Origin of the sequence: Cypionkella sp., from assembly GCF_028290025.1 — a bacterium.
In the GTDB taxonomy this organism is placed as follows: domain Bacteria; phylum Pseudomonadota; class Alphaproteobacteria; order Rhodobacterales; family Rhodobacteraceae; genus Cypionkella.
Window position 1 is genome coordinate 63895 of the sequence record NZ_JAQGKQ010000083.1, and the last position, 21332, is coordinate 85226.

At 57.8% G+C, this 21332-nt stretch carries 25 protein-coding genes; 15 read left to right on the forward strand and 10 right to left on the reverse strand.

Annotated elements, in window-relative coordinates:
- The first annotated feature begins 7 nt into the window (after nucleotides 1-7).
- The 11 genes from JWS10_RS13880 to JWS10_RS13930 all read left to right on the forward strand — a co-directional run bounded on the left by JWS10_RS13880 (nucleotide 8) and on the right by JWS10_RS13930 (nucleotide 8488).
- Nucleotides 8-400, forward strand: a complete 393-nt coding sequence (locus JWS10_RS13880; RefSeq protein ID WP_299508348.1) for a LysR family transcriptional regulator — start codon at nucleotides 8-10, stop codon at nucleotides 398-400.
- 61 nt (nucleotides 401-461) lie between these two features.
- Nucleotides 462-1235, forward strand: coding sequence for a molybdate ABC transporter substrate-binding protein (gene modA / locus JWS10_RS13885; protein ID WP_299508350.1), 774 nt, complete (start codon nucleotides 462-464; stop codon nucleotides 1233-1235).
- 6 nt (nucleotides 1236-1241) lie between these two features.
- The gene (gene modB / locus JWS10_RS13890) at nucleotides 1242-1958 is read left to right on the forward strand and encodes a molybdate ABC transporter permease subunit (RefSeq protein WP_299508352.1); all 717 of its coding nucleotides are present in this window, start codon (nucleotides 1242-1244) and stop codon (nucleotides 1956-1958) included.
- Nucleotides 1955-3037, forward strand: a complete 1083-nt coding sequence (gene modC, locus JWS10_RS13895) for a molybdenum ABC transporter ATP-binding protein (protein ID WP_299508354.1) — start codon at nucleotides 1955-1957, stop codon at nucleotides 3035-3037. Before modB ends, modC begins: the two co-directional genes overlap by 4 nt.
- A gap of 104 nt (nucleotides 3038-3141) precedes the next feature.
- Nucleotides 3142-4032 (forward strand): bestrophin family protein, encoded by an 891-nt coding sequence (locus tag JWS10_RS13900; protein WP_299508356.1) that lies wholly within the window; start codon nucleotides 3142-3144, stop codon nucleotides 4030-4032.
- Nucleotides 4033-4168: 136 nt separating this feature from the next.
- A complete protein-coding gene (locus tag JWS10_RS13905; RefSeq protein ID WP_299508358.1) occupies nucleotides 4169-4579 on the forward strand; it encodes a cytochrome c family protein in 411 nt (136 codons plus the stop codon).
- A gap of 205 nt (nucleotides 4580-4784) precedes the next feature.
- Nucleotides 4785-6464: a 30S ribosomal protein S1 gene (gene rpsA, locus JWS10_RS13910; RefSeq protein WP_299473865.1), complete on the forward strand. Its 1680-nt coding sequence runs from the start codon at nucleotides 4785-4787 to the stop codon at nucleotides 6462-6464.
- Between the two features lie 182 nt (nucleotides 6465-6646).
- Nucleotides 6647-6928, forward strand: a complete 282-nt coding sequence (gene ihfB / locus JWS10_RS13915) for an integration host factor subunit beta (RefSeq protein WP_299473862.1) — start codon at nucleotides 6647-6649, stop codon at nucleotides 6926-6928.
- A 63-nt stretch (nucleotides 6929-6991) separates the two neighbouring features.
- Entirely contained in the window at nucleotides 6992-7351 is a 360-nt protein-coding gene (locus JWS10_RS13920; RefSeq protein WP_299473859.1) for a LapA family protein, read from the forward strand.
- A gap of 15 nt (nucleotides 7352-7366) precedes the next feature.
- Nucleotides 7367-8029 carry a phosphoribosylanthranilate isomerase gene (locus JWS10_RS13925; RefSeq protein ID WP_299508359.1) on the forward strand — a complete coding sequence of 221 codons (663 nt, stop codon included), beginning with the start codon at nucleotides 7367-7369 and terminating at the stop codon, nucleotides 8027-8029.
- Between the two features lie 72 nt (nucleotides 8030-8101).
- Nucleotides 8102-8488, forward strand: coding sequence for a VOC family protein (locus JWS10_RS13930; RefSeq protein ID WP_299473853.1), 387 nt, complete (start codon nucleotides 8102-8104; stop codon nucleotides 8486-8488).
- Nucleotides 8489-8568: 80 nt separating this feature from the next.
- Here JWS10_RS13930 and JWS10_RS13935 read toward each other — a convergent pair whose 3' ends face one another.
- The 4 genes from JWS10_RS13935 to JWS10_RS13950 all read right to left on the reverse strand — a co-directional run bounded on the left by JWS10_RS13935 (nucleotide 8569) and on the right by JWS10_RS13950 (nucleotide 13358).
- Nucleotides 8569-8805 carry an Lrp/AsnC ligand binding domain-containing protein gene (locus tag JWS10_RS13935; protein ID WP_299473851.1) on the reverse strand — a complete coding sequence of 79 codons (237 nt, stop codon included), beginning with the start codon at nucleotides 8803-8805 and terminating at the stop codon, nucleotides 8569-8571.
- 46 nt (nucleotides 8806-8851) lie between these two features.
- On the reverse strand, nucleotides 8852-10390 hold the full coding sequence (locus JWS10_RS13940) for an AAA family ATPase (RefSeq protein ID WP_299508361.1): 1539 nt from the start codon (nucleotides 10388-10390) through the stop codon (nucleotides 8852-8854).
- 201 nt (nucleotides 10391-10591) lie between these two features.
- Complete coding sequence (gene ccrA / locus JWS10_RS13945; protein WP_299476785.1) at nucleotides 10592-11884, reverse strand: crotonyl-CoA carboxylase/reductase; 1293 nt, start codon at nucleotides 11882-11884, stop codon at nucleotides 10592-10594.
- A gap of 127 nt (nucleotides 11885-12011) precedes the next feature.
- The gene (locus JWS10_RS13950; RefSeq protein WP_299508363.1) at nucleotides 12012-13358 is read right to left on the reverse strand and encodes a 1-acyl-sn-glycerol-3-phosphate acyltransferase; all 1347 of its coding nucleotides are present in this window, start codon (nucleotides 13356-13358) and stop codon (nucleotides 12012-12014) included.
- 135 nt (nucleotides 13359-13493) lie between these two features.
- On the opposite strand from JWS10_RS13950, the gene JWS10_RS13955 reads away from it, so the two are divergent.
- The 3 genes from JWS10_RS13955 (at nucleotide 13494) to JWS10_RS13965 (ending at nucleotide 17465) form a co-directional block, all read left to right on the forward strand.
- Nucleotides 13494-15503 (forward strand): protein meaA, encoded by a 2010-nt coding sequence (locus JWS10_RS13955; RefSeq protein ID WP_299508421.1) that lies wholly within the window; start codon nucleotides 13494-13496, stop codon nucleotides 15501-15503.
- Between the two features lie 53 nt (nucleotides 15504-15556).
- On the forward strand, nucleotides 15557-16261 hold the full coding sequence (gene deoD, locus JWS10_RS13960; RefSeq protein WP_299508365.1) for a purine-nucleoside phosphorylase: 705 nt from the start codon (nucleotides 15557-15559) through the stop codon (nucleotides 16259-16261).
- Between the two features lie 229 nt (nucleotides 16262-16490).
- Entirely contained in the window at nucleotides 16491-17465 is a 975-nt protein-coding gene (locus tag JWS10_RS13965; RefSeq protein WP_299508367.1) for an aldo/keto reductase, read from the forward strand.
- 111 nt (nucleotides 17466-17576) lie between these two features.
- Here the strand turns inward: JWS10_RS13965 and JWS10_RS13970 are convergent, their stop codons facing one another.
- The 3 genes from JWS10_RS13970 to JWS10_RS13980 all read right to left on the reverse strand — a co-directional run bounded on the left by JWS10_RS13970 (nucleotide 17577) and on the right by JWS10_RS13980 (nucleotide 19134).
- Nucleotides 17577-17777, reverse strand: a complete 201-nt coding sequence (locus JWS10_RS13970) for a hypothetical protein (protein WP_299508369.1) — start codon at nucleotides 17775-17777, stop codon at nucleotides 17577-17579.
- A gap of 46 nt (nucleotides 17778-17823) precedes the next feature.
- Nucleotides 17824-18495: an acyl-homoserine-lactone synthase gene (locus tag JWS10_RS13975; RefSeq protein ID WP_299508371.1), complete on the reverse strand. Its 672-nt coding sequence runs from the start codon at nucleotides 18493-18495 to the stop codon at nucleotides 17824-17826.
- Between the two features lie 126 nt (nucleotides 18496-18621).
- A complete protein-coding gene (locus JWS10_RS13980; protein WP_299508373.1) occupies nucleotides 18622-19134 on the reverse strand; it encodes a LuxR family transcriptional regulator in 513 nt (170 codons plus the stop codon).
- Between the two features lie 207 nt (nucleotides 19135-19341).
- Here JWS10_RS13980 and JWS10_RS13985 point away from each other — a divergent pair, with 207 nt between their 5' ends.
- Entirely contained in the window at nucleotides 19342-19824 is a 483-nt protein-coding gene (locus JWS10_RS13985) for an autoinducer binding domain-containing protein (protein ID WP_299476803.1), read from the forward strand.
- 41 nt (nucleotides 19825-19865) lie between these two features.
- Here the strand turns inward: JWS10_RS13985 and JWS10_RS13990 are convergent, their stop codons facing one another.
- From JWS10_RS13990 to JWS10_RS14000, 3 genes are read right to left on the reverse strand one after another with little or no spacing between them, the layout of a single operon-like run.
- Entirely contained in the window at nucleotides 19866-20642 is a 777-nt protein-coding gene (locus tag JWS10_RS13990) for a succinate dehydrogenase iron-sulfur subunit (protein WP_299476806.1), read from the reverse strand.
- A 25-nt stretch (nucleotides 20643-20667) separates the two neighbouring features.
- Nucleotides 20668-20964, reverse strand: a complete 297-nt coding sequence (locus JWS10_RS13995) for a hypothetical protein (RefSeq protein ID WP_299508375.1) — start codon at nucleotides 20962-20964, stop codon at nucleotides 20668-20670.
- 3 nt (nucleotides 20965-20967) lie between these two features.
- Nucleotides 20968-21300 (reverse strand): hypothetical protein, encoded by a 333-nt coding sequence (locus JWS10_RS14000; RefSeq protein ID WP_299508377.1) that lies wholly within the window; start codon nucleotides 21298-21300, stop codon nucleotides 20968-20970.
- Nucleotides 21301-21332: the final 32 nt, after the last annotated feature.

Below are 21332 nucleotides of genomic sequence, written 5' to 3' on the forward strand. Positions count from 1 at the left end.
GCTTGCAATGCGTTCGGTTTGGCTGAACCCTGACCGCATGAGCACATTGCCTGCAAAAATCTTCCTGCGTTTTTATTTCGGAGCCGCAATGATCGGCCCCGGCAAGGTGACGTTGCTGGAACATATCCGCGACACCGGCTCGATTTCCGCAGCCGGACGCGCGATGGCGATGAGCTACAAGCGGGCGTGGATGCTGGTCGAGGAAATGAATGCCGCGTTCGCCGATCCCGTGGTGGAAAGTGTGCGTGGTGGCGCGAAGGGTGGCGGCGCGCAGCTAACTGCCACCGGCATCACGGTGATCACGCAATATCGCGCCGCCGAAACTGCCACCGCGCAGGCCACCGCGCCGCATATCGCCGCCTTGCAAGCCCTGCTCCGCGATATTCCCGACGGGAAATAACGCTTGCATCGGCACACGACTTTGCTGATATGTTTGGCAAAACATGTCGACAGGGTTCACGATGCCAATTCTCATCCGCAGCATCGCCACCGCAGCCTTATTCGTCAGCCTCGCCCTGCCCGCCCGTGCCGACGAAATCACCGTATTCGCTGCCGCCAGTTTGAAGAACGCGCTGGATATCATCGCCGCCGATTGGCAAAAAGCCAGCGGCAACACCGTGGTGATTTCCTACGAAAGCACTGCCAAACTCGCCAAACAGATTGAACAGGGCGCGCCCGCCGATCTGTTTATCTCGGCCTCAAAGCAGTGGATGGATACGCTCTCCGACGAAAAGCTGATCAAAGACGACAGCCGCAAAAATATCCTCGGCAACACTTTGGTGCTGGTCGCCTCTGGCAAGGCGGCACCGATTGGCATCACCCAAGGCTTTGATCTGAAAACGCTTCTTGGCGATGGCAAGTTGTCGATGGGCAGCGTTGATTCCGTTCCTGCGGGCCAATATGGCAAGCAAGCCCTGGAAAACCTTGGCATTTGGGCCGCCGTCGAAGCCAATGTTGCGCAATCCGATAACGTCCGCGCCGCCCTCGCTCTGGTTGCTGCGGGCGAGGCGCCTTATGGCATCGTATATGCCTCGGATGCAATTGCCGATGATGAAGCGGGCGACAAGGTGACGGTCGTCGGCACCTTCCCTAGCGACAGCCACCAGCCAATCGTCTACCCTGCGGCCGTTGTGGCCAGCAGCACCAAACCCGAGGCGCAGAGCTTCCTTGACGAGCTGTCTAGCGATGCCGCTGCGAAAGTATTCACTGCCCAAGGCTTTACCGTTCTGAAATAAGGCTCAATGCCCAACTGGTTCACCCTCGCCGACTGGTTTACCGCCGATGAATGGCGCGCCGTGGCGCTGTCGCTGCGCGTTTCGCTATGGGCGACGGTGCTCAGTTTGCCGTTGGGCACCTATGTAGCGCATGTTTTGGCGCGGCGAGAGTTCTGGGGCAAACAACTGCTGAACGGCCTCGTGCATCTGCCGCTGATCCTGCCGCCCGTCGTCACCGGGTACTTGTTGCTGCTGGCGTTCGGGCGAAAAGGCTTTATCGGCCAATATCTTGACCAATGGTTCGGCCTCGTGCTCGCCTTTAAATGGAGCGGTGCCGTCCTCGCCGCCGCCGTGATGGCCTTTCCGCTGATGGTGCGCGCCATCCGCCAGGCGTTTGAGGCCGTCGATCCTAAACTCGAGCAAACCGCAGGCACGCTCGGCGCATCGCCGCTATGGGTTTTCGTCACCGTCACCCTGCCGCTGATCCTTCCCGGCATCATCGCGGGCGCGGTGTTGTGCTTTGCAAAAGCGATGGGAGAGTTCGGCGCGACGATCACTTTTGTCTCGAACATCCCCGGCCAAACCCAAACCCTGCCCTCGGCGATCTACACGTTTTTGCAAGTCCCCGGCGGCGATCCGCAAGCCTTTCGGTTGGTTTTAGTCTCCATCGCCGTAGCCATGTTTGCGCTGATATTGTCGGAATTGCTCAGCCGCGCCGTCGCCCGAAGGATTGCGGGCCGATGAGCCTGACCGTCGCCCTTGACCACCGTTTTCCCGGCTTCACGCTGGAGGTGAACTTTACGGCACCCCCCGGACTAACCGCGTTGTTTGGCAAATCTGGTTCAGGCAAAACCAGCGTTATCAATGCTGTAGCGGGTATCTTGCGCCCCGATCAGGGCCGCATCACCTCAGGCGAGATCACCCTGCTCGACACCGCCCACGCCATCAACCTGCCGCCGCATCGCCGCCGCTTAGGCTATGTTTTCCAAGACGCCCGGCTGTTCCCGCACCTCACCGTGCGGCAAAATCTAAACTACGGTCGCTGGTTCTCACCCAAAACCAAAGGTCCGAACTTCGATGATATTGTGGTTCTGCTTGGCCTCAACGCTCTGCTCGCCCGCCGTCCGCAGGCACTTTCGGGCGGTGAGAAATCGCGTGTTGCCATCGGTCGCGCTTTGCTGTCGAACCCCGCGCTGCTGCTGATGGACGAACCCTTTGCCGCCTTGGATGAAGCCCGCAAAGCCGAACTTTTGCCCTATATCGAAGCCCTGCGCGACCACACTCAGATCCCGATCCTGTATGTCAGCCATGCGCTTGCCGAAGTCGCCCGCCTTGCCACGACTTTGGTGGTGCTCGATCAAGGCCGCATTCTGCGCGCTGGCTCCGCCGCTGATCTGCTGTCCGACCCCGATCTCGCCCCGGCCTTGGGATTGCGCGACGCGGGTGCCACCCTTACCGGCACTCTGATCGCGCAAGATGCTGACGGTCTGAGCCAGTTGCAAAGTGCCGGCGGCCCGATCTGGCTGCCGACAATCGCCGCAAACCTTGGCACAACATTGCGCATCCGCATCGCAGCCCAAGACGTGATCCTGTCGCGCACGAGGCCAGAGGGGTTATCGGCGCTGAACATCCTGCAAGCCACGATCAGCGAAATCCGCCTATCTGACGACGGCGCGCTGATCCAACTTGCCGTAGGGTCCGAGCATATGCTGGCCCGCATCACCGCCCGCTCTGCGAAAGCTTTGAGCCTTAGCCCCGGTCAGCCGATCTTTGCGATTGTGAAATCCGTCGCGGTTGCGCAAACAGACGTAGGCACTCGCTAACATCATATCGACAATGCAAATCGAAAGTCGCGGCCTTTCGCTTCACGCAACTGCGCTTCAGGTAGCTGCCGTTAACCGTAACCGTTACGCAAAAGGACACCGCCATGATCATCCGCGACAGACCCCGCGCTTGGGAATTGGCCTTTGCGATGCGCGGCTCGGTGTTGCCGCATATCGCGCTGCCGCTGTTTTGTGTCATCGCATTCGCGGCCCTGATGGTGTTTCTCGACCATCATTTCGGCGTCCTGCCGCATATCGAGGGCATCCCCTTCACCGTGTTTGGCATAGCACTTTCGCTGTTCCTCAGCTTTCGCAACAACGCCGCCTATGATCGCTGGTGGGAGGCTCGCAAGCTGTGGGGCGGTCTGTTGGCCGACCTGCGCAGCCTTGCCCGAGAGTTGGAGGTCTTTCTACCCGACCAAACCATCCGCCACCGTATCCTGTTGCAATCGCTGGCGTTTTTGCATCTACACCGCACGCAACTGCGCCGGATAACCCATGATTCCGAAACCCAATCGCGCTCGCCAACGCTGCTGGCCGACCCGCATCCACCCTGCTCGGCGCTGAACCTGATCAACGCCGATCTGGCGCAAGCCTATGCCGCAGGTCAAATGGACGGCTTCGGCGCACGCACGCTGACCTCTCGGCTTGGCAGTATCGCGCTGCAACAAGCCGGCTGTGAGCGCATTGCCGGAACGCCGCTGCCTTTCGTCTATTCGCTGCTGATCTACCGCACGACTTACCTGTTTTGCCTGCTGCTGCCGATGGCGCTGGTCGGCACCTCGGGCTGGTTGACGCCGCTTTTCGTCGGCATCGTCGCTTACGTTTTTCTAGGCTTTGCCGAAGTCACCGAAGAACTCAGCACCCCGTTCGGCACCACTTTGAACGCCCTGCCGCTCGACGCAATCTGCCGCGCTGCCGAAATCAGCCTTGCACCGCATCTGGGCCAACCCGCGCCAAAACCGCTGCAACCGATCGACTTCCACCTGAGTTAACCCGCACAGAAGCTCTGCCGCGGCGGTTTGAAGCACTTCGCACGAACTGATGTCAATCAACGCCGCGCGGGCTATAACCTCTTGAACAGGCGCAACCGCTGCGCCCGCTTGGCCAGCCCGTGAAGGAGCCCGCTTGATGAGATTCGCTCTGAGATCCGCACTGATTACCTTGTTGCTATCCACTCCTGCCCTTGCAGAGGGTGACGCAGGAAAAGGTGAGAAGTTGTTCAACCGCTGCAAAGCCTGTCATTCCATCATCGCCCCCGACGGCAAAGCGGTGCAAATGGGCGGCAAAACCGGCCCCAATCTGTATGGCGTAATCGGTCGCCCGATTGGCAGCTATCCCGATTTCAAATACGGTACCGGCCTGTTGGCGCTGAATGCCAAGGGCGATATTTGGGACGAAGCCAAGCTTGCGGCCTACATCACCAACCCAACCGCATGGGTCAAAGAGGAATCTGGTGATGCCTCGGTGACCGCCAAAATGGCGTTTAAGATGGGCAACGGTGCTGAAGACGTGGCGGCCTATCTCGCGACGATGAAGTAACGCAACTCAGCCAGACAAATCCCGGCAAATTTCGGGCAGTAAAACCAGCGCGAGCCCCTATATCGCTTGCAGAATCCTGCCTTTCGCCATAAAGACGCCAACGATTGCAGGGTCAGGCTGAAGCCACGCCCCGTCTTCATTGCAGCCAAGACCGGCGGAGCCAACCGCATGGCCAGTGACATATCGAAAAAAGGACCCAAACTACATGAACTCCAAAGCTATGGACGAATTCGAAGCACTTTTGAAAGAAAGCTTCGAAATTGACACCCCCGAAGAGGGTACGGTTGTCAAAGGCAAGGTTATCGCTATCGAAGCGGGCCAGGCCATCATCGACGTCGGCTACAAGATGGAAGGCCGCATCGATCTGAAAGAATTCGCCAACCCCGGTGAGCAGCCCAACATCAACGTGGGCGATACCGTGGAAGTCTACCTCGACCGCGTGGAAAATGCCCGCGGTGAAGCCCAAATCTCGCGCGAGAAAGCCCGCCGCGAAGAAGCTTGGGATCGTCTTGAGAAAGCCTATGCGACCGAGACTCGCGTCGATGGCGCGATCTTTGGCCGTGTCAAAGGCGGCTTCACGGTGGATCTGGGCGGCGCTGTCGCCTTCCTGCCGGGCAGCCAAGTGGACGTGCGCCCCGTGCGCGATGCTGGCCCGCTGATGGGCATGAAGCAGCCGTTCCAAATCCTGAAAATGGATCGCCGTCGTGGCAATATCGTGGTGTCGCGTCGCGCCATCCTCGAAGAGTCGCGCGCAGAACAGCGTGCTGAAGTCATCGGCAACCTGACCGAAGGCCAAACCATCGACGGTGTTGTGAAAAACATCACCGAATACGGTGCGTTTGTCGATTTGGGCGGCGTTGACGGCTTGCTGCACGTTACCGATATGGCTTGGCGTCGCGTCAATCACCCGTCCGAGATCCTCGCGATTGGTGAGACGATCAAGGTGCAAGTCATCAAGATCAATAAAGAAACCCACCGCATCAGCCTTGGCATGAAGCAACTGCAATCCGATCCTTGGGATGCTGTTGAGAAACTTTACGCCATCGGCACCGTGCACAAAGGCCGTGTCACCAACATCACCGATTACGGCGCATTTGTTGAGCTGGAAGCCGGTGTTGAGGGCCTTGTTCACGTCTCGGAAATGTCCTGGACCAAGAAAAACGTTCACCCCGGCAAAATCGTTTCGACGAGCCAGGAAGTGGAAGTTATGGTTCTGGAAATCGACAGCACCAAACGCCGCGTTTCCTTGGGTCTCAAGCAGACTCAGCGCAACCCGTGGGAAGTGTTTGCCGAAACCCATCCGATCGGCACCAACATCGAAGGCGAAGTCAAGAACATCACCGAGTTCGGTCTGTTCGTTGGCCTCGACAACGACATCGACGGCATGGTTCACCTCTCCGACCTGTCGTGGGATCAACGTGGCGAAGACGCGATTGCAAACTACCGCAAGGGCGACACCGTTACGGCTTCGGTCACCGAAGTTGACGTGGAAAAAGAGCGTATCTCGCTCTCGATCAAGGCTTTGGGCGAAGACACCTTCACCGATGCGGTTGATGGCGTGAAACGTGGCGGTATCATCACCGTCATCGTAACCGCGATCGAAGAAGGCGGCGTTGAAGTTGAATACAACGGCGCAAAATCCTTCATCCGCCGTTCTGATCTCTCGCGTGAGCGTGGCGATCAACGTCCAGAGCGTTTCAGCGTTGGCGACAAGATCGACGTGCGCGTGACCAACATTGATCCGAAGACCCGCCGCATGGGTCTGTCGATCAAAGCGCGCGAGATCGCTGAAGAGAAAGAAGCCGTCGAGCAGTATGGTTCGTCCGATTCGGGCGCCTCGCTGGGCGACATTCTTGGTGCTGCTCTGAAGGGCGACAAGAACTGATCTGACCCGAACAGGTCAATAAACGGGCCCCGTGGCAACGCGGGGCCCTTTGCTTTGGCAGCTTTTGACTGCATTTTTGTTTGTGGATTTGGAAATTATGCCTATAGTCCAATGCGTAACAGGTTGGCACGGCCGAGAATCCCAGCAAAAAGGGACGCGGCACCACAAGGGGGATATCGCGGATGATCCGTTCTGAACTGATCCAAAAAATCGCGGATGAAAATCCGCATCTTACGCAGCGCCATGTTGAACGCATCGTCAACACGGTGTTCGAAGAAATTATTGACGCCCTCGCCAAAGGCGACCGGGTAGAGCTGCGCGGCTTCGGCGCTTTTTCGGTCAAAGCGCGTGATGCCCGCGTCGGTCGCAATCCGCGCACTGGCGAGGCGGTCAAGGTTGAGGATAAAAAGGTTCCGTTCTTTAAAACTGGCAAACTGCTGCGCGATCGGCTCAACACCAAATAAGCCGCATTGCATGCGGGCCAATCTGCTCCAATATAGGCGCAGCACCTGCGAAAAGGCGGTCCGATGTTTCGTTTTCTGCGCTATCTGATTCTGGCGGCGGTGGGCTTGGCCCTGCTGATTGTGGCTTTGGCCAACCGCACCCCCGTGCTGTTAAAAGCCATGCCGGATGATCTGGCCGCGTTTCTTGGCGTGACGTGGCAGTTAGAGCTTCCGGTTTTCATGCTGCTGTTTTTTGGCATTGTCGCGGGCGTGCTGGTTGGCTTTTTGTGGGAATGGGCGCGTGAGCATAAGCACCGCGCCACAGCCTCAACCAAGTCCCGCCAAGTCACCCGGTTGGAGCGTGAACTTGCCACCATGCGCGACGCCACCTCGGTGCCGCAGGATGATGTGATAGCGCTGCTTGACCGACCCCGGCAGAAGTGATGCCAAAGATTAACAATGCCTGATATTCGCGTAAAAATCTGTGGCTTGCGCAGCCTAGCTGACGTGGCCGCCGTGTCTGCGGCGAAAGCCGCTTATGCGGGTTTTGTGTTTTTCCCGAAAAGCCCGCGCCATCTGACCATTCCGCAAGCCCGCGAATTGACCCTCGCCGCCCCCGTGGGTCTGGCGAAAGTAGCGCTTGTGGTCGATGCCGACGACGCCCTGCTCGATGCGATAACCGAGGCTATGCCTTTGGATATGCTGCAACTTCACGGCCATGAGACGCCTGAGCGTGTCGCTGAAATCCGCGCCCGCTACGGCCTGCCAGTGATGAAAGCCATTGGCGTTGCCGACGAAGGCGATCTCGAAGCCCTGATGGAGTATTCGCTGGTCGCCGATCAAATTCTGGTCGATGCCAAGCCGCCGAAGAACTCCGCCCTGCCCGGCGGCAACGGTCTGTCGTTCGACTGGAGGCTGGTCGCCCAACGCCGTTGGCTGCGCCCGTGGATGCTTGCAGGCGGCCTCACCCCGCACAACGTCGCCGAAGCCATCCGCCTAACCAACGCCCGGCAAGTCGATGTCTCCTCCGGCGTAGAATCCGGCCACGGCGTCAAAGACCCCGCCAAAATCAACGCCTTTGTTGAAGCTGCAACCCAAAACGGCCCGCCTATCTTACGTTGATCTGTTGCTGTAACTTCTCCAGTCCTCGCTTAGTTCGCACAATTTCACATTAGCCTAACATGGGACACCGCCATGCCCGCCTACATCACTCTCGGCGCAAACGACCCAGTTATTGCCCACGCCTTCTACGACGCGGTGCTTAAAACCATCGGCTGGGCCGCCCACGCCGATTTCCCCGGTGGTTGGAAATGCTATTCTGAGGCTGGCACCGGGATCGGCTTCAAATTCTGGGTCTGCCCGCCATTCAACGGGGAAGCCGCCAGCGCGGGCAACGGTCAAATGCTAGGATTACCCGCCCACAATCGCGATGAAGTCGATGCGTTCTACGCCACCGCAATGGCGCTGGGTGCGACAGACGAAGGTGCCCCCGGCATCCGCGAGATTTACAGCCCGACTTGGTATGCAGCCTACCTACGCGACCCATCCGGCAACAAACTGGCGGTGGTGTTTGAAGGTTAACGAAATATGACCCGCCCCGCTAAGCCATTGATTTCTATAGGGACGCACCCCTGTCCGCGCGTGAACAACCTGAATCCCGCCTAAAATGCCTTGAACGTCATCGTCGTCAAAGTCCGCACGATCCCCGGAATATCGAACAGCTTTTCCGACAGATAATGCCCAACATCGGCATCATCGGGGATGTAGATTTTCGCGATCAGATCATATTCGCCAGAGGTCGAATACAATTCCGAAACCACCTCGCGATCATAAATCGCAGTCGCGACCTCATAGGTCTTGCCGGGGGTGCAGCGAAATTGAACGAACACGCAGATCATCGAAACCTCATTCTTTGCGTCACCCTACCCCAGCTAAAGCCAGAGTCTAGTCGTCACCCTGCGCCGATAAAGTCAGCGGCACCGAAGCCGGCCGCAAATCCTCCACCGTCAACACCTGCAGCGGCCGCGCCAGCCGGTTGCGGACCACCCACATCAGCCGATGCTGCGCCCGCGTGATCGCCACGTAAGCCAGCCGTTTCCACAGCGGCACCCCCGCCTCCGATCGCCCCGCAGCCGCCGCCGCATACAAGTCCGGCGCGAACACCTGCACCGTCTCCCACTGCGACCCTTGAGCCTTATGGATCGTCACCGCCGCCCCATGCAGGAACGCCGCCCCCATCGTCGCAGCCGACGCGATGAACGGTTCATCCTCATCCGGACGCTCAATCTTGATGATCGAGGCGGCGGAAACCTGCGGATCTTCTGCCCCGACGACATGTATCTTCGCAAACCCGGGCCGATTGCCCGGCCCCAGGTAGATTACCTGCGCGCCCTTGATCAGCCCGCGCGCTTCCAGATCAATCCGCTTTTTGCGGTGCTTCAGCGGCAATTCGATGCCGTCGCAAATCAACGGCTCACCGGGCAACAACTGATCAATCGGCGCGCCATGCGCCGCCCTGAAGGCCGTGATCAACCTGATCCGCGTCGCGTTGCGCCAGACCAAAACCGGGCTGCGCGCCATCAGATCAGCATCGACCCGCTCGGCCCAGACCACGCGATCATCTTTTTTCGAGGCAGCCTCAACCATCCGCTCAAACTCATCAAAGCTAAGGTTCGGGTCGCCCAAAGCGTGTGCCAGATCAAGGATCGGATTGTCCTGCGCTTGGCGGTGGATACGGCTGAGAACCAGCTTGCGGCCCTCGCCCAAACGGTCAAACACCATCTCACCCGACAACCCCACCGGAGCCAGCTGCGCCGGATCGCCGAATAGCACCAAAGTCGAGAAAATCTCCCGCAGATCGGTCAGCGCGCGTTCATCGAGCATCGAGGATTCGTCAACAAAACCGATATCGAGCGGTTCTTCGCGCCGCTTCCAGCCTTTGATGAAGTCGCTGCCACGCAGGCCCGCCGCAGCCAGCGCACCCGGAATGGAGGCCACGGTTTGATAGAACGCATGGGCACGGTCGAGCGCCAGTTCGGTCAGCCCCTCAACCACTGGGCGCGGGCCTTGCCCGGTCAGCCATTCGGCGATCTTTTCATACTGCGGGTCATAGACGGGGGAATAAAGGATGCGGTGAATGGTCGTCGCAGCCACGCCGCGCATTCGCAGCACCGAAGCCGCCTTGTTGGTCGGGGCCAAAATCGCCAGGGTCCGACGTTCCTTCCGCTTTTTCGGTTCGTAGTCGCCGGACACCAGATCAACGCCCGCCGCCACCAGGGCCTTGTAGAGGCTGGCGAGCAGCATGGTTTTGCCGGACCCCGCCTTACCAACGACGGCCAGCACCGACGATTTATCTTCCGGACGAGGCTCTAGCCCGCCCTTGTCCAAATCAACGCCCATACTGAACAATTCCGCCGAAACGCGGTCATAGGCTTCGGCCTGATCATCGGAGAAAGTGAGCTTTATGGGGGCAAGTTCGGTCATTTGCCCAACATAGGCGAGGATGCCGTGAAGGGCCAGACCTGAACCCAATGGCCGTTTCGCGGGGCATTGAGCCCCTTGAAACGGCGCTGCCGGGGATGGGTTCTGCGACGTGGCGCGGATGTTAGCTGCGGAGGGGGCCAGCCCCCGCTGCGCTCCCCCGGAATATTTATGCCAATGTGAAACAATTGGCGTTTTGCTACTTTAACGGTGCAAACTGGCGTCCAGCGTGTCTTCAAATGTGCGCAAACCTGTGCGGGGAGCTTGCACCAGCACCGCCATATTGCCGGGTTTGTGCTTGTTTGCGCGCATCAGCATATGCGCCGCAGGGATCTGTGCCCACTCAAAAACCTCCGACATGCAGGGGTCAATCCGACGTTCGATCATCAGCTTATTCGCCGCTGCCGCCTGTTTCAGATGCGCGAAATGGCTGCCTTGCAGGCGTTTTTGGTGCATCCACATGTAGCGCACGTCGAAAGTGCAATTGAACCCGCTGGTGCCAGCGCAAATCACCACCATGCCACCTTTTTTGCACACCAGCGACGACACCGGGAAGGTCGCCTCGCCCGGATGTTCGAACACCATATCGACGCTGATGCCCTTGCCGGTGATGTCCCAAATCGCTTTGCCAAAGCGGCGGGCCTCTTTGAGCCAATCGTTGTATTCCGGTGTATTTACGGTTGGTAATTGGCCCCAGCATTTGAAATCATTGCGATTTATCACGCCCTTGGCACCCAGACCCATGACGAAATCACGCTTGGATTCGTCGGAGATCACACCGATTGCATTCGCGCCTGCGGTGTTGATCAGTTGGATTGCGAACGAACCAAGGCCGCCCGATGCGCCCCAAACCAGAACATTCTGCCCCGGTTTCAGATCATGCGGCTCATGGCCGAACAGCATCCGGTAGGCGGTCGCCAAGGTGAGCGTGTAGCAGGCGGATTCCTCCCATGTCAGATGCTTCGGACGAGGCATCAACTGCTGCGCTTGCACGCGGGTGAACTGGGCGAAGCTGCCGTCCGGGGTCTCGTAGCCCCAGATCCGCTGGCTGGGCGAGAACATCGGATCGCCGCCGTTACATTCCTCGTCATCGCCGTCGTCTTGGTTGCAGTGCACCACAACCTCATCGCCGACCTTCCAGCGTTTCACCTTGTCGCCGACCGCCCAGACGATGCCAGACGCATCCGAGCCCGCGACGTGAAACGGCTGTTTATGGCCATCAAACGGGCTGATCGGCACGCCCAAGGCCGCCCAAACGCCGTTGTAATTGACCCCAGCCGCCATCACCAGAACCAGCACCTCATTGCTGTCGAGGCTCCAAGTATCGACGACCTCAACCTGCATCGCGGTATCGGGCTCGCCATGCCGCGCTTGCCGGATCGACCACGCATACATTTTTGCCGGAACATGACCCAAGGGTGGCATTTCGCCAATCTCGTACAGATCCTTGATCGGAGCCTCATAGGGAATGATCGCCGAAGCAGTATCCAGAGCCATGCCAGCCTCCAACAAATGCCGCGTCGCAGAATCGATGCGGATTCAAGCATTGATAGCCAGCCATCGCGCAACTTTGCAATAGTCTTTAGGGCTATTTTGTAACTTTATGTCTGCTGCGTAGCGGCGACTACTCCAAACGCTGTAAGACTGAGGCCGCGTAAAATGCGATCAGCGTGGCTGAGCCAGCGGTGATCGCCAAGTTTTCGTCTATCAATCTGCGATGCAACAAGGGTTCCAAACCTTCGTCCAAGGTGGCCTGCACCCCTTGGGGGGAGAGCTTAAGCACCGCGCCATGTGCGTTTAGGCGGGCTTGCAGAGCGATCATCCCTTCCAACAACGCCGCGCGATCCGCGGGGTTTTGCGTTAGCGCGGCGGCGACTAACGGCACTGGCAACACCGGCACGACTTTGGTGATTTCCGCCATCAGATGAGCACCCAGTTCTTCGGTAGGGGCATCCGGCGCGTCACGGAGAAAGCGCCGTAGCGACACCGGCGGGCCGAAGCCAGCCGCCGTTGTGCCAAAGCCCTTGAAACGGCCACGAGACTTGCGCCATATATTGCGCAGAATAAATTTTATAGTTGCCAGCGGCTTACCGCGAAATCTACGGCTGCCAGCCTGTGCGGCGTCGGTCAAAATCCGGTCTTCCAGCACACGGTCATAGGCCAGACCCACCGGGACAAACACCACGTCCCGCCCGCCGGGCTCGTAGGCCGAGACGATGTAAGACAGCAGCCCCATCTTGGCAGCACCCACGCGACCATCCAACGACAGCCCGCCTTCCGGAAAAATCGCCTGCGTGGTGCCCTGCGCCGTCGCCATCTGCACATAGCGCGCCAGCACCCGGCGGTAGAGCGTGTTGCGACTGCGGCGCCTGATGAAGTAGGCGCCCATAGAGCGGATCAGCGCGCTCAGCGGCCAGATCCGCGCCCATTCGCCAACCGCGTAAGAAATCGCCGAGCGGTTGGCGACCAGCCAAGTGATCAGCACGTAATCCATGTTAGAGCGATGGTTCATCACAAAGATTACCGTGGCCTTGGGGTCGATATGCGCCAAAGCGGCATCGACTTTGCCAATCCGCACCCGGTAGGCCAATCGGGACAGCCAGCGCGCAAGACGAATTGCCACGCCGAAGTACAACGTTGCCGAAAACCCCGGCACAATTTCGCGGGCATAGCGGCGGGCTTCCTCAAACGCCACCGAACCCGGCACTCCGGTCTCGGCCGCGTGGTCGGCCACCGCTTCGAGGACGCGCAAATCGTAAGACAGTCGCACGATCATGTCCTGTCTGCGCGCAAGTTTGAAGAATTCGATCGGGCGATCTAGGCGTTTGTTCAGCCGCGCCAGAGCCTTTTCGGCGCGTTTGCGAAAGAACCAGCGCACAGATGGGAACAGAAAATGCGAGGCCAACGTGATCGCAGCAAATGCGAGGATCAAAAGCAGCAACCAGAATGGGACCACGACGGGCTGTGTCATGCTGCATCATTGCCAGTGTGAGGTTGGGTTTCAAAGCCCTCAATCGGCAATGCATAGATTTTTGGTGACCGCGCCTTCAAGCGAAAACTGCTTTGCCGCGCTGCAGCGAATTGACACTTTCGATAAATTGCGCTTATTGCTTCATGTACGCAATATACTTGCTTCACAAATCCAGGGAGGCCCGAGATGGTGACTAAGGAAAACCCGTGGTTGTTTCGGACATATGCGGGTCATTCGACTGCCACGGCCTCAAACGCGCTTTACCGCAACAATTTGGCGAAGGGGCAGACCGGGCTTTCGGTGGCCTTCGATTTGCCAACCCAAACCGGCTACGATTCCGATCATGAGTTGGCCCGTGGCGAAGTGGGCAAGGTGGGCGTGCCGGTCAATCATTTGGGCGATATGAGGGCGTTGTTCAAAGATATCCCCTTGGAACGCATGAATACTTCTATGACGATTAACGCTACCGCCCCTTGGCTTTTGGCGCTTTATATCGCTGTGGCGGAAGAGCAGGGAGCAGATCTGACCGCTCTGCAAGGCACCGTTCAGAACGATATTATCAAAGAATATTTATCGCGCGGCACTTACATTGCGCCGCCTGCGCCGTCGTTAAGGATGACCACTGACATCGCGGCTTTCACGCAAAAGAATTTGCCCAAATGGAATCCGATGAACATTTGTTCGTATCATTTGCAAGAGGCCGGAGCGACGCCGGAACAGGAACTGGCATTTGCCCTCGCCACTGCCTGCGCTGTGCTTGATGATCTAAAAGGTAAAGTTTCAACCGCTGATTTCCCTAGTATGGTGGGCAGAATATCGTTTTTTGTCAACGCAGGCATTCGCTTCGTGACTGAGATTTGCAAGATGCGGGCGTTTGTTGATCTTTGGGACGAAATTTGCCTTGCCCGTTATGGTATTACTGACGCCAAACATCGGCGGTTCCGCTATGGGGTTCAGGTCAACTCACTGGGTCTCACCGAGCAGCAGCCCGAGAACAACGTATATCGCATTTTAATCGAAATGCTGGCCGTGACACTGTCAAAGAATGCCCGCGCTCGGGCCGTGCAACTACCTGCTTGGAACGAAGCATTGGGACTGCCCCGGCCTTGGGATCAGCAGTGGTCTTTGCGGATGCAGCAAATATTGGCCTATGAGACCGATTTGTTGGAATACGACGATCTGTTTGACGGTAATCCGGCCATTGAGCGCAAGGTCGCGATGCTCAAGGACGGGGCGCGCGCCGAGTTGGCACAAATTGACGCGATGGGTGGGGCGGTTGCGGCGATTGACTACATGAAGGCGCGGCTGGTGGAAGCCAACGCCGAACGCATCGCCAAGATTGAGTCGCATGAAACCACGGTGGTTGGCGTCAACGCTTGGATTGAAACCACGCCAAGCCCGCTGACCGCAGGCGATGGCTCCATTATGGTGGCTGACCCAAAAGCGGAGGCCGATCAGATCGCTCGACTGAGCGAATGGCGCAGTGTGCGCGACGAAAATGCCGTGCAGAGCGCTCTGCGCGGCCTACGTGCCGCCGCCGCGTCCGGCGCGAATATCATGCCGGCCTCTATCACGGCGGCAAAAGCTGGGGCGACCACGGGCGAGTGGGGATTAATGGTGCGCAGTGCTTTCGGCGAATATCGCGCCCCGACCGGCGTTTCCCGCAACCCTTCAAACCGTACCGAGGGGCTGGAGCCGATCCGCGAAGCCGTGCAAGTTCTTTCTGCCAAACTCGGTCGGCCGCTTAAATTTATTGTTGGAAAGCCGGGGCTTGACGGCCATTCCAACGGCGCAGAACAAATAGCGGCCCGCGCCCGGGATTGTGGCATGGACATCCACTACGAAGGCATCCGTCTGACCCCTGCGGAGATCGTCAATGCCGCCGTACAGCAAAATGCCCATGTCATCGGCCTGTCGATCCTGTCGGGCAGCCATATCCCGCTGATCCGCGACACTCTGTTAAGAATGCAGCAAGCCGGCCTGTCGCAGATTCCTCTGATCGTCGGCGGTATCATCCCAGAAGATGACGCGAATGCGCTGCGCGCCATGGGTGTCGCCGCCGTTTACACGCCGAAAGACTTTGAGATGAACCGAATTATGATGGATATTGTAACGCTCGTCGATAGGGCTGCGACTGCCGCCTAACTGCTTTCCTCGCGCTTCGAAACACCCTAGTTTTGGCGAAAGCGGAGGAAAATATGACACATCATATCGGAGCCAAACCTGGCGAGATTGCTGAAACTGTGCTGCTGCCCGGCGATCCCTACCGTGCTCGTTGGGCGGCGCAGCGCTACCTTGAAAATCCGGTGCTTGTGAATGAGGTCCGGGGTATGCTCGGCTACACCGGCACATGGCGCGGGCATCAGGTGACAATTCACGGCTCGGGTATGGGGATGCCGTCTCTGTCAATCTATGCCAATGAATTGATTAAAGATTTTGGCGCGCGGACCTTGATCCGCATTGGCTCTGCGGGCGCGATGCAGCCGCATGTGAAGCTGCGTGATGTGGTTTTGGCGCAGACTGCCAGCACATGCGGCAGCCCGTCGCAAAGCGTGTTTCGAGAGCTCAATTTCGCACCCTGCGCCGATTTTGGCCTGCTTACAGCGGCGCATAGAGCCGCGCTAAAAATCGGCGTGCCCGTGCATGTTGGCGGGATATTCTCCTCCGATACATTCTACGATGAACGCCCCGACCTGTCGGATCAGTTGCAACGCCACGGCACTTTGTGTGTCGAGATGGAGGCCGCAGAGCTTTATATGCTGGCCGCCCGCTACAATCGGCGCGCATTGGCGGTTTTAACAATTTCCGACCATCTTTTGACGGATGAAGCCTTGCCGGCGGATCAGCGCGAAACAAGCTTTGGCGCGATGGTTGAGGTGGCGCTAGAGGCTGCCTTCGCCTGATGCGCACGCGAAAGGATGACGGATTTTATGACCTGCGGTTTGCCGATCACCGAATGTTTTAATGATCTCAACGGCTTTGATCGCCGACGTCTTGAGTTCGCGCGCCGCCACGATCCAATTGCAGCGCGCTGCTCGGCTCTGCAAAATGCTTTGCAGAGCCAACGACATGCGACCTTGACCTTACCGATTCGTGGGCGTCTATTGCGCAGCCCTAGCGTAGGAGACGCCCATGAAAACTCGCAAACTCGGCCAGAATGGCCCCAACGTATCGGCCATCGGCTTGGGGGCGATGTCCTTTGGCGGGATATTTGGCCAAACCGATGAGACAGAAAGCCTGCGCTGCCTCGACGCCATGCGGGATCACGGCATCAACTTTATTGATACCGCCAACATTTACGGCATGGGCATTTCTGAGACAATCATTGGTAAATGGCTGGCCAGCCGACGCCCGGAGGTGGTTATCGCCACCAAAGCCAGCTTCGTTGCGGGGCCACCGCGCTACATCGACAATTCCGAAATTCATCTGCGCACCGAGTTGGAAGCCTCGCTGAAGATTCTCAACCGTGACCATGTCGAATTGTTCTACATTCACCGCCGCGAGCACAACCGGCCTTTGGCCGAAGTGATCGGCACGCTGTCGCGGCTGATCGAAGAGGGTAAAATTGGCGGCTACGGTATGTCGGAAATTGCGCCCGACACCTTACGCGCTGCCCACAAGTTACATCCCTGCATGGCTGTGCAGAATGAATATTCGCTGTGGAGCCGCCAGCCAGAGCTTGGCATGATCCAAGCCTGCAAGGCGCTTGGTGTGGCGTTTATTCCGTTCTCACCCCTCGCACGTGGCATGTTGGGCGAGCGGCCGCTGGCAGTCCCCGATGACGGTTTCCGCAGCACCAATCCGCGCTTTACCGAGCCTAATTTCACCGAAAACACTAATGCCATCAAGGGATTCCGTGCTTTCTGTGCGAAGCGTGGTTGGACAACGTCGGCCACTGCGCTTGCGTGGATTTTGGCGAAGGGCGATCATCTGATCCCGATCCCTGGCACGCGCAAAGCGGAAAATCTTGCACATTGGGTAATGGCACCCGAGATCACGCTTACGCCTGAAGACCATGCGGAAATCGACCGTATCCTGCCGCCCGGCTTTGCTGCTGGCGACCGCTACGGCGACCACCAACTGCTCGCGGTGGAGCGCTATTGCTAGCTTCCATTGTTTCTTAACGCACATCTTTGGCGGTGAATCCAAGCGATTTGGGGGGCAATGCCCCCCCGATCGCGGTTGGTGTCGAGCATTGGGGTACCCGGACGCAGTATCTTATTGCGGGCGTAAACAATGGCGCGGCTGACGCGGTGATCCGGTGTCACACTCAGCGCCGCAGCTTGCGCAGCGATAATGCGACACCCCCAAGGTGCGGTCCAATCGCCAGCGACAATCCCGCGTCAGAGTCGAGTTGCGGCGTGCCAGCCAGCCGTAGACGAAGACTGACACCGCCAGAAGCAGCAAAAGTAATGGCATGCGGCCTCCTGTTCATCCTGCTGCGCTTTGGCTTATTCAGCATGGCTTAAGCCGTCGCACCCTGCAAGAAGCCCTCGGCGCGGATGCGATGGCTTGGAAACGGGATCGGGACGACCCGCTGCTGACGTGCGCGCGAGTATTCCGCCGGCATCCGCAACACCGCATATTGCCTACCGTCCTCATCGTTGCGATAGGTCTCTCCCAGTCGCGACACCTCATAGCCGATCTGGCGCAAGGCCCGCATGAGTGTCAGCGAGGACAGGCAAATCAACTCCTCACCACCTTGCGCTTGGGTGATATCGACAAGGCCATCGACAATGGCCGTCAAACATTCGGTGCGGTCTGCAGCGGTGGTCAGCGTGTCCGAGATCACCAGCCGCGTGCATTCCCAAACATGCGGCGTGGCAATTTCGACCGACATCACATGTGACGGGATGTGGGGCAGTTTGCCGGAATAGGCATCGCGCAGCATGTAGGTGTGCTGACCCCAAGTCGCCGTCGTCGGCATCGCGCGCGCGCCGCCCACAACCTGACCGTGTTTCAAAACCAGCGAATAATGCGCAACCGGCGTGTCATACTGATCCATCTCCACTTTGTCGTTATGCGGCACGTCCCAGCCGAGTTGATCGACAAAGACCTGTTTACGCAGGGCCAGAAAATCATAGAATGCCGAGCCGTAGCGATGAAAGTCCGAGAAGTCGAAGCGGATATTGTCCATGATCGTCCCTTAAACAAGCTGAATTATTTCAGATATGGAGACAATATCGCGGAAGTTGCATTTGCGCACTGTCCGCAAACACAAGGCGATTGGGTGTTGCCTAAAATTGTAGGTAATTCGGCCCGCTCAAAGAATCCGGCGCGCGGCGGCTATTGAGGCCGCTTGGGACTGCGTTCGCGCGCCCAGTTTACGCTTTACGTTGTTCAACCGCGCCTTCACTGCGCTTTCGGAAATGCCCAACCGAAGCGCAATCTGCTTCAGCCGCAAACCTTCTGACTGCAGTTTCAGCGCCTCTACCTCTGCGTTGGTCAGGCTTTTCTCGTCTTCGGGGCCGGTATGGAGGTGCTGCATGATTCGCAGTAGCTCGTCCATTTCGGCATTATCAAAGTCGCGGTCATCGCGAAAAAACAGACCGTAACTGCGTCTGCCTTTGTCTTGCGAAGCCATCACAGACACCGCAGCGCCGTGGCCCAGACCGAACACCGCAGCATGTGCGCGCACCTGATGCGGATCGGTAGAGGTCATTTCTGAGAACCTGATGCCGCCAATGTTGCCATAGACCCAACGCATTGCTGGATCTTGTACCACTAGCCCATGGGTTGTATAAAACTCCACCCAAATGTCGGGCAGATTGTTCATCTCTTCCTCGGGAAAAGAGAATCCTACCCGCAGTGCCACATAAGAGCCCGCCGGCGCGATATGTTGGATCTGTTCTCTCATGGCGTCTAGCAGTGTCATATGCTCAAAACAGTTGCCGAATACTTTACCACGTCATAGCCTGCCTGGGTAAACATTGCCCGGTTAAATTGTAATTCGCAACATATAGCACCCCAAGGATGAGTGAACGTGCAGGATACGACCAAGGTAGGTGCGGTTGCACTATTGTTAACCCGGTTACGTGCGTATTGTGATAGTGGCTTTGCCCTTGCGATCCACATTCGCTACACGCGCCCCTCAATCTTGTATAGAACTTACCATCAAGGGTGGATTGACCACTACAGCGAACGCGGTTTTATGCTCAGCGATCCGGTGGTGCATTGGGGTTTGACCAATGTTGGGTCGGTAAACTGGGCAGATCTGGTCGACCAAGACTCACAGGGCGTGATTAAGGACGCGTTGGCACATGGGCTGCACAATGGCTGGACCTATGCGATAGGCGCATCGACCTCGCGCACTATTGCGGGGTTGACCAAAAGCGGAGCGGATTTCACCGACGCCGAGCGTGTGGATATTCGGCAAATCGTCGATGACTTGCACGCGTTGACGGAAGGATTGGAAGGCTTCGAGCCGGGCACGCAATCAGCACTGCTTGCCTTGACCGATCACTAAATCCGCAAGCGGTGCGATCGGTCAGAGCTGGCTTCGCTGGCTTAGACCACCCGATCAACCATCATTTTTTTGATGTCAGCGATGGCTTTGGCTGGGTTCAAGCCTTTCGGGCAGGTCTTGGTGCAGTTCATGATGGTATGGCAACGATAGAGTTTAAACGGGTCTTCCAGATCATCCAAACGCTCACCTGTTGCCTCATCCCGGCTGTCGATGATCCAGCGATAAGCATGTAGCAGGGCGGCTGGCCCGAGATATTTATCGGCATTCCACCAATAGCTGGGGCAAGACGTGCTGCAACAGGCGCACATCACACATTCGTAAACGCCGTCGAGTTTTGAGCGATCCTCAATCGACTGGCGCCATTCCTTGGCAGGTCGGTTGGTTTTGGTCTCAAGCCACGGCATGATGCTGGCATGTTGTGCGTAGAAAAGCGTGAGGTCAGGGATCAAATCCTTCACCACCGGCATGTGCGGCAACGGGTAAATTTTGATATCGCCCTTCAACTCGTCCAGACCGTAAATGCAGGCCAACGTGTTGATGCCACCGATATTCATTGCGCAAGATCCGCAAATCCCTTCACGGCAAGAACGCCGGAACGTCAACGTCGGGTCAATCTCATTTTTGATCTTGATAAGAGCGTCCAGCACCATCGGGCCGCAAGTGTCCATATCCACAAAGTATGTGTCTACCCGAGGGTTTTGCCCGTCATCAGGATTCCAGCGATAAATCTGAAACTTGCGGACGTTTTTGGCATCCGGCCTTGGCCAGGTCTTGCCAGTGCGAATTTTCGAATTTTTTGGCAGTGTGAACTGAACCATGTCTCAGACCTTTTTGTGTGCAAACTCAATAATGGCTGTCGGGAATGCTGGTGAACGGGCGTGACGGCATCTCACCCGAGCGTTGAACGACGCAATTTTGGTAAACCTGCGACGGGTCTTTACCTTGCAGGTAATCATTGCTGAAAGTGATCTCACCAAACACATCGCGGCGTCCGCCAGAGCCAAGCCCAACGCCCAGTTCTCCGCGCGGATGCTCCGCGAGCCTTGCGCGCTGCAGACATTCACGCTCGGCTTGCGCGCGTGGGATCGGTCCGCAAGCGATCAGCGGCAAAAGTGCGATAAGGGCAAAGACCAGTCGCATATCTTAACCTTTCAGCGGTGGTACGCCAGAGCGGGCGAAACAGTCGCTGGCTGTAGGCCGGGTCGCAAGGTTGCGGATATTTTGCACCGTCAAAGTTCCGGCTTCGACCCCGACATCCCGCGCCAAGGCTCGGGTTTCTTCGGGTGAGGCCGCATCGAGCACGCATTGCGTTGCAGCCTCGGCGACATTACCCGACAACTCTCGGGACATAACAGGACGCACTACGGATTCCGCTGTGCGGCGCATCGCCTTGTCGGCCAGAACCTGCGGATCGCAGGCAGCGACCAAACTTACTAACAAGAAACCGTGCAGAATACTATATCGACTGATAGACATAGCTCTCTCCTCCCAGCATTGTCATTCGGCAG

Bases quoted from the DNA above. Each gene is read 5' to 3' on its own strand.
- JWS10_RS13880 (WP_299508348.1), top strand. From the start codon at position 8: ATGCGTTCGGTTTGGCTGAACCCTGACCGCATGAGCACATTGCCTGCA.
- modA (WP_299508350.1), top strand. From the start codon at position 462: ATGCCAATTCTCATCCGCAGCATCGCCACCGCAGCCTTATTCGTCAGC.
- modB (WP_299508352.1), top strand. From the start codon at position 1,242: ATGCCCAACTGGTTCACCCTCGCCGACTGGTTTACCGCCGATGAATGG.
- modC (WP_299508354.1), top strand. From the start codon at position 1,955: ATGAGCCTGACCGTCGCCCTTGACCACCGTTTTCCCGGCTTCACGCTG.
- JWS10_RS13900 (WP_299508356.1), top strand. From the start codon at position 3,142: ATGATCATCCGCGACAGACCCCGCGCTTGGGAATTGGCCTTTGCGATG.
- JWS10_RS13905 (WP_299508358.1), top strand. From the start codon at position 4,169: ATGAGATTCGCTCTGAGATCCGCACTGATTACCTTGTTGCTATCCACT.
- rpsA (WP_299473865.1), top strand. From the start codon at position 4,785: ATGAACTCCAAAGCTATGGACGAATTCGAAGCACTTTTGAAAGAAAGC.
- ihfB (WP_299473862.1), top strand. From the start codon at position 6,647: ATGATCCGTTCTGAACTGATCCAAAAAATCGCGGATGAAAATCCGCAT.
- JWS10_RS13920 (WP_299473859.1), top strand. From the start codon at position 6,992: ATGTTTCGTTTTCTGCGCTATCTGATTCTGGCGGCGGTGGGCTTGGCC.
- JWS10_RS13925 (WP_299508359.1), top strand. From the start codon at position 7,367: ATGCCTGATATTCGCGTAAAAATCTGTGGCTTGCGCAGCCTAGCTGAC.
- JWS10_RS13930 (WP_299473853.1), top strand. From the start codon at position 8,102: ATGCCCGCCTACATCACTCTCGGCGCAAACGACCCAGTTATTGCCCAC.
- JWS10_RS13935 (WP_299473851.1), bottom strand. From the start codon at position 8,805: ATGATCTGCGTGTTCGTTCAATTTCGCTGCACCCCCGGCAAGACCTAT.
- JWS10_RS13940 (WP_299508361.1), bottom strand. From the start codon at position 10,390: ATGACCGAACTTGCCCCCATAAAGCTCACTTTCTCCGATGATCAGGCC.
- ccrA (WP_299476785.1), bottom strand. From the start codon at position 11,884: ATGGCTCTGGATACTGCTTCGGCGATCATTCCCTATGAGGCTCCGATC.
- JWS10_RS13950 (WP_299508363.1), bottom strand. From the start codon at position 13,358: ATGACACAGCCCGTCGTGGTCCCATTCTGGTTGCTGCTTTTGATCCTC.
- deoD (WP_299508365.1), top strand. From the start codon at position 15,557: ATGACACATCATATCGGAGCCAAACCTGGCGAGATTGCTGAAACTGTG.
- JWS10_RS13965 (WP_299508367.1), top strand. From the start codon at position 16,491: ATGAAAACTCGCAAACTCGGCCAGAATGGCCCCAACGTATCGGCCATC.
- JWS10_RS13970 (WP_299508369.1), bottom strand. From the start codon at position 17,777: ATGCCATTACTTTTGCTGCTTCTGGCGGTGTCAGTCTTCGTCTACGGC.
- JWS10_RS13975 (WP_299508371.1), bottom strand. From the start codon at position 18,495: ATGGACAATATCCGCTTCGACTTCTCGGACTTTCATCGCTACGGCTCG.
- JWS10_RS13980 (WP_299508373.1), bottom strand. From the start codon at position 19,134: ATGAACAATCTGCCCGACATTTGGGTGGAGTTTTATACAACCCATGGG.
- JWS10_RS13990 (WP_299476806.1), bottom strand. From the start codon at position 20,642: ATGGTTCAGTTCACACTGCCAAAAAATTCGAAAATTCGCACTGGCAAG.
- JWS10_RS13995 (WP_299508375.1), bottom strand. From the start codon at position 20,964: ATGCGACTGGTCTTTGCCCTTATCGCACTTTTGCCGCTGATCGCTTGC.
- JWS10_RS14000 (WP_299508377.1), bottom strand. From the start codon at position 21,300: ATGTCTATCAGTCGATATAGTATTCTGCACGGTTTCTTGTTAGTAAGT.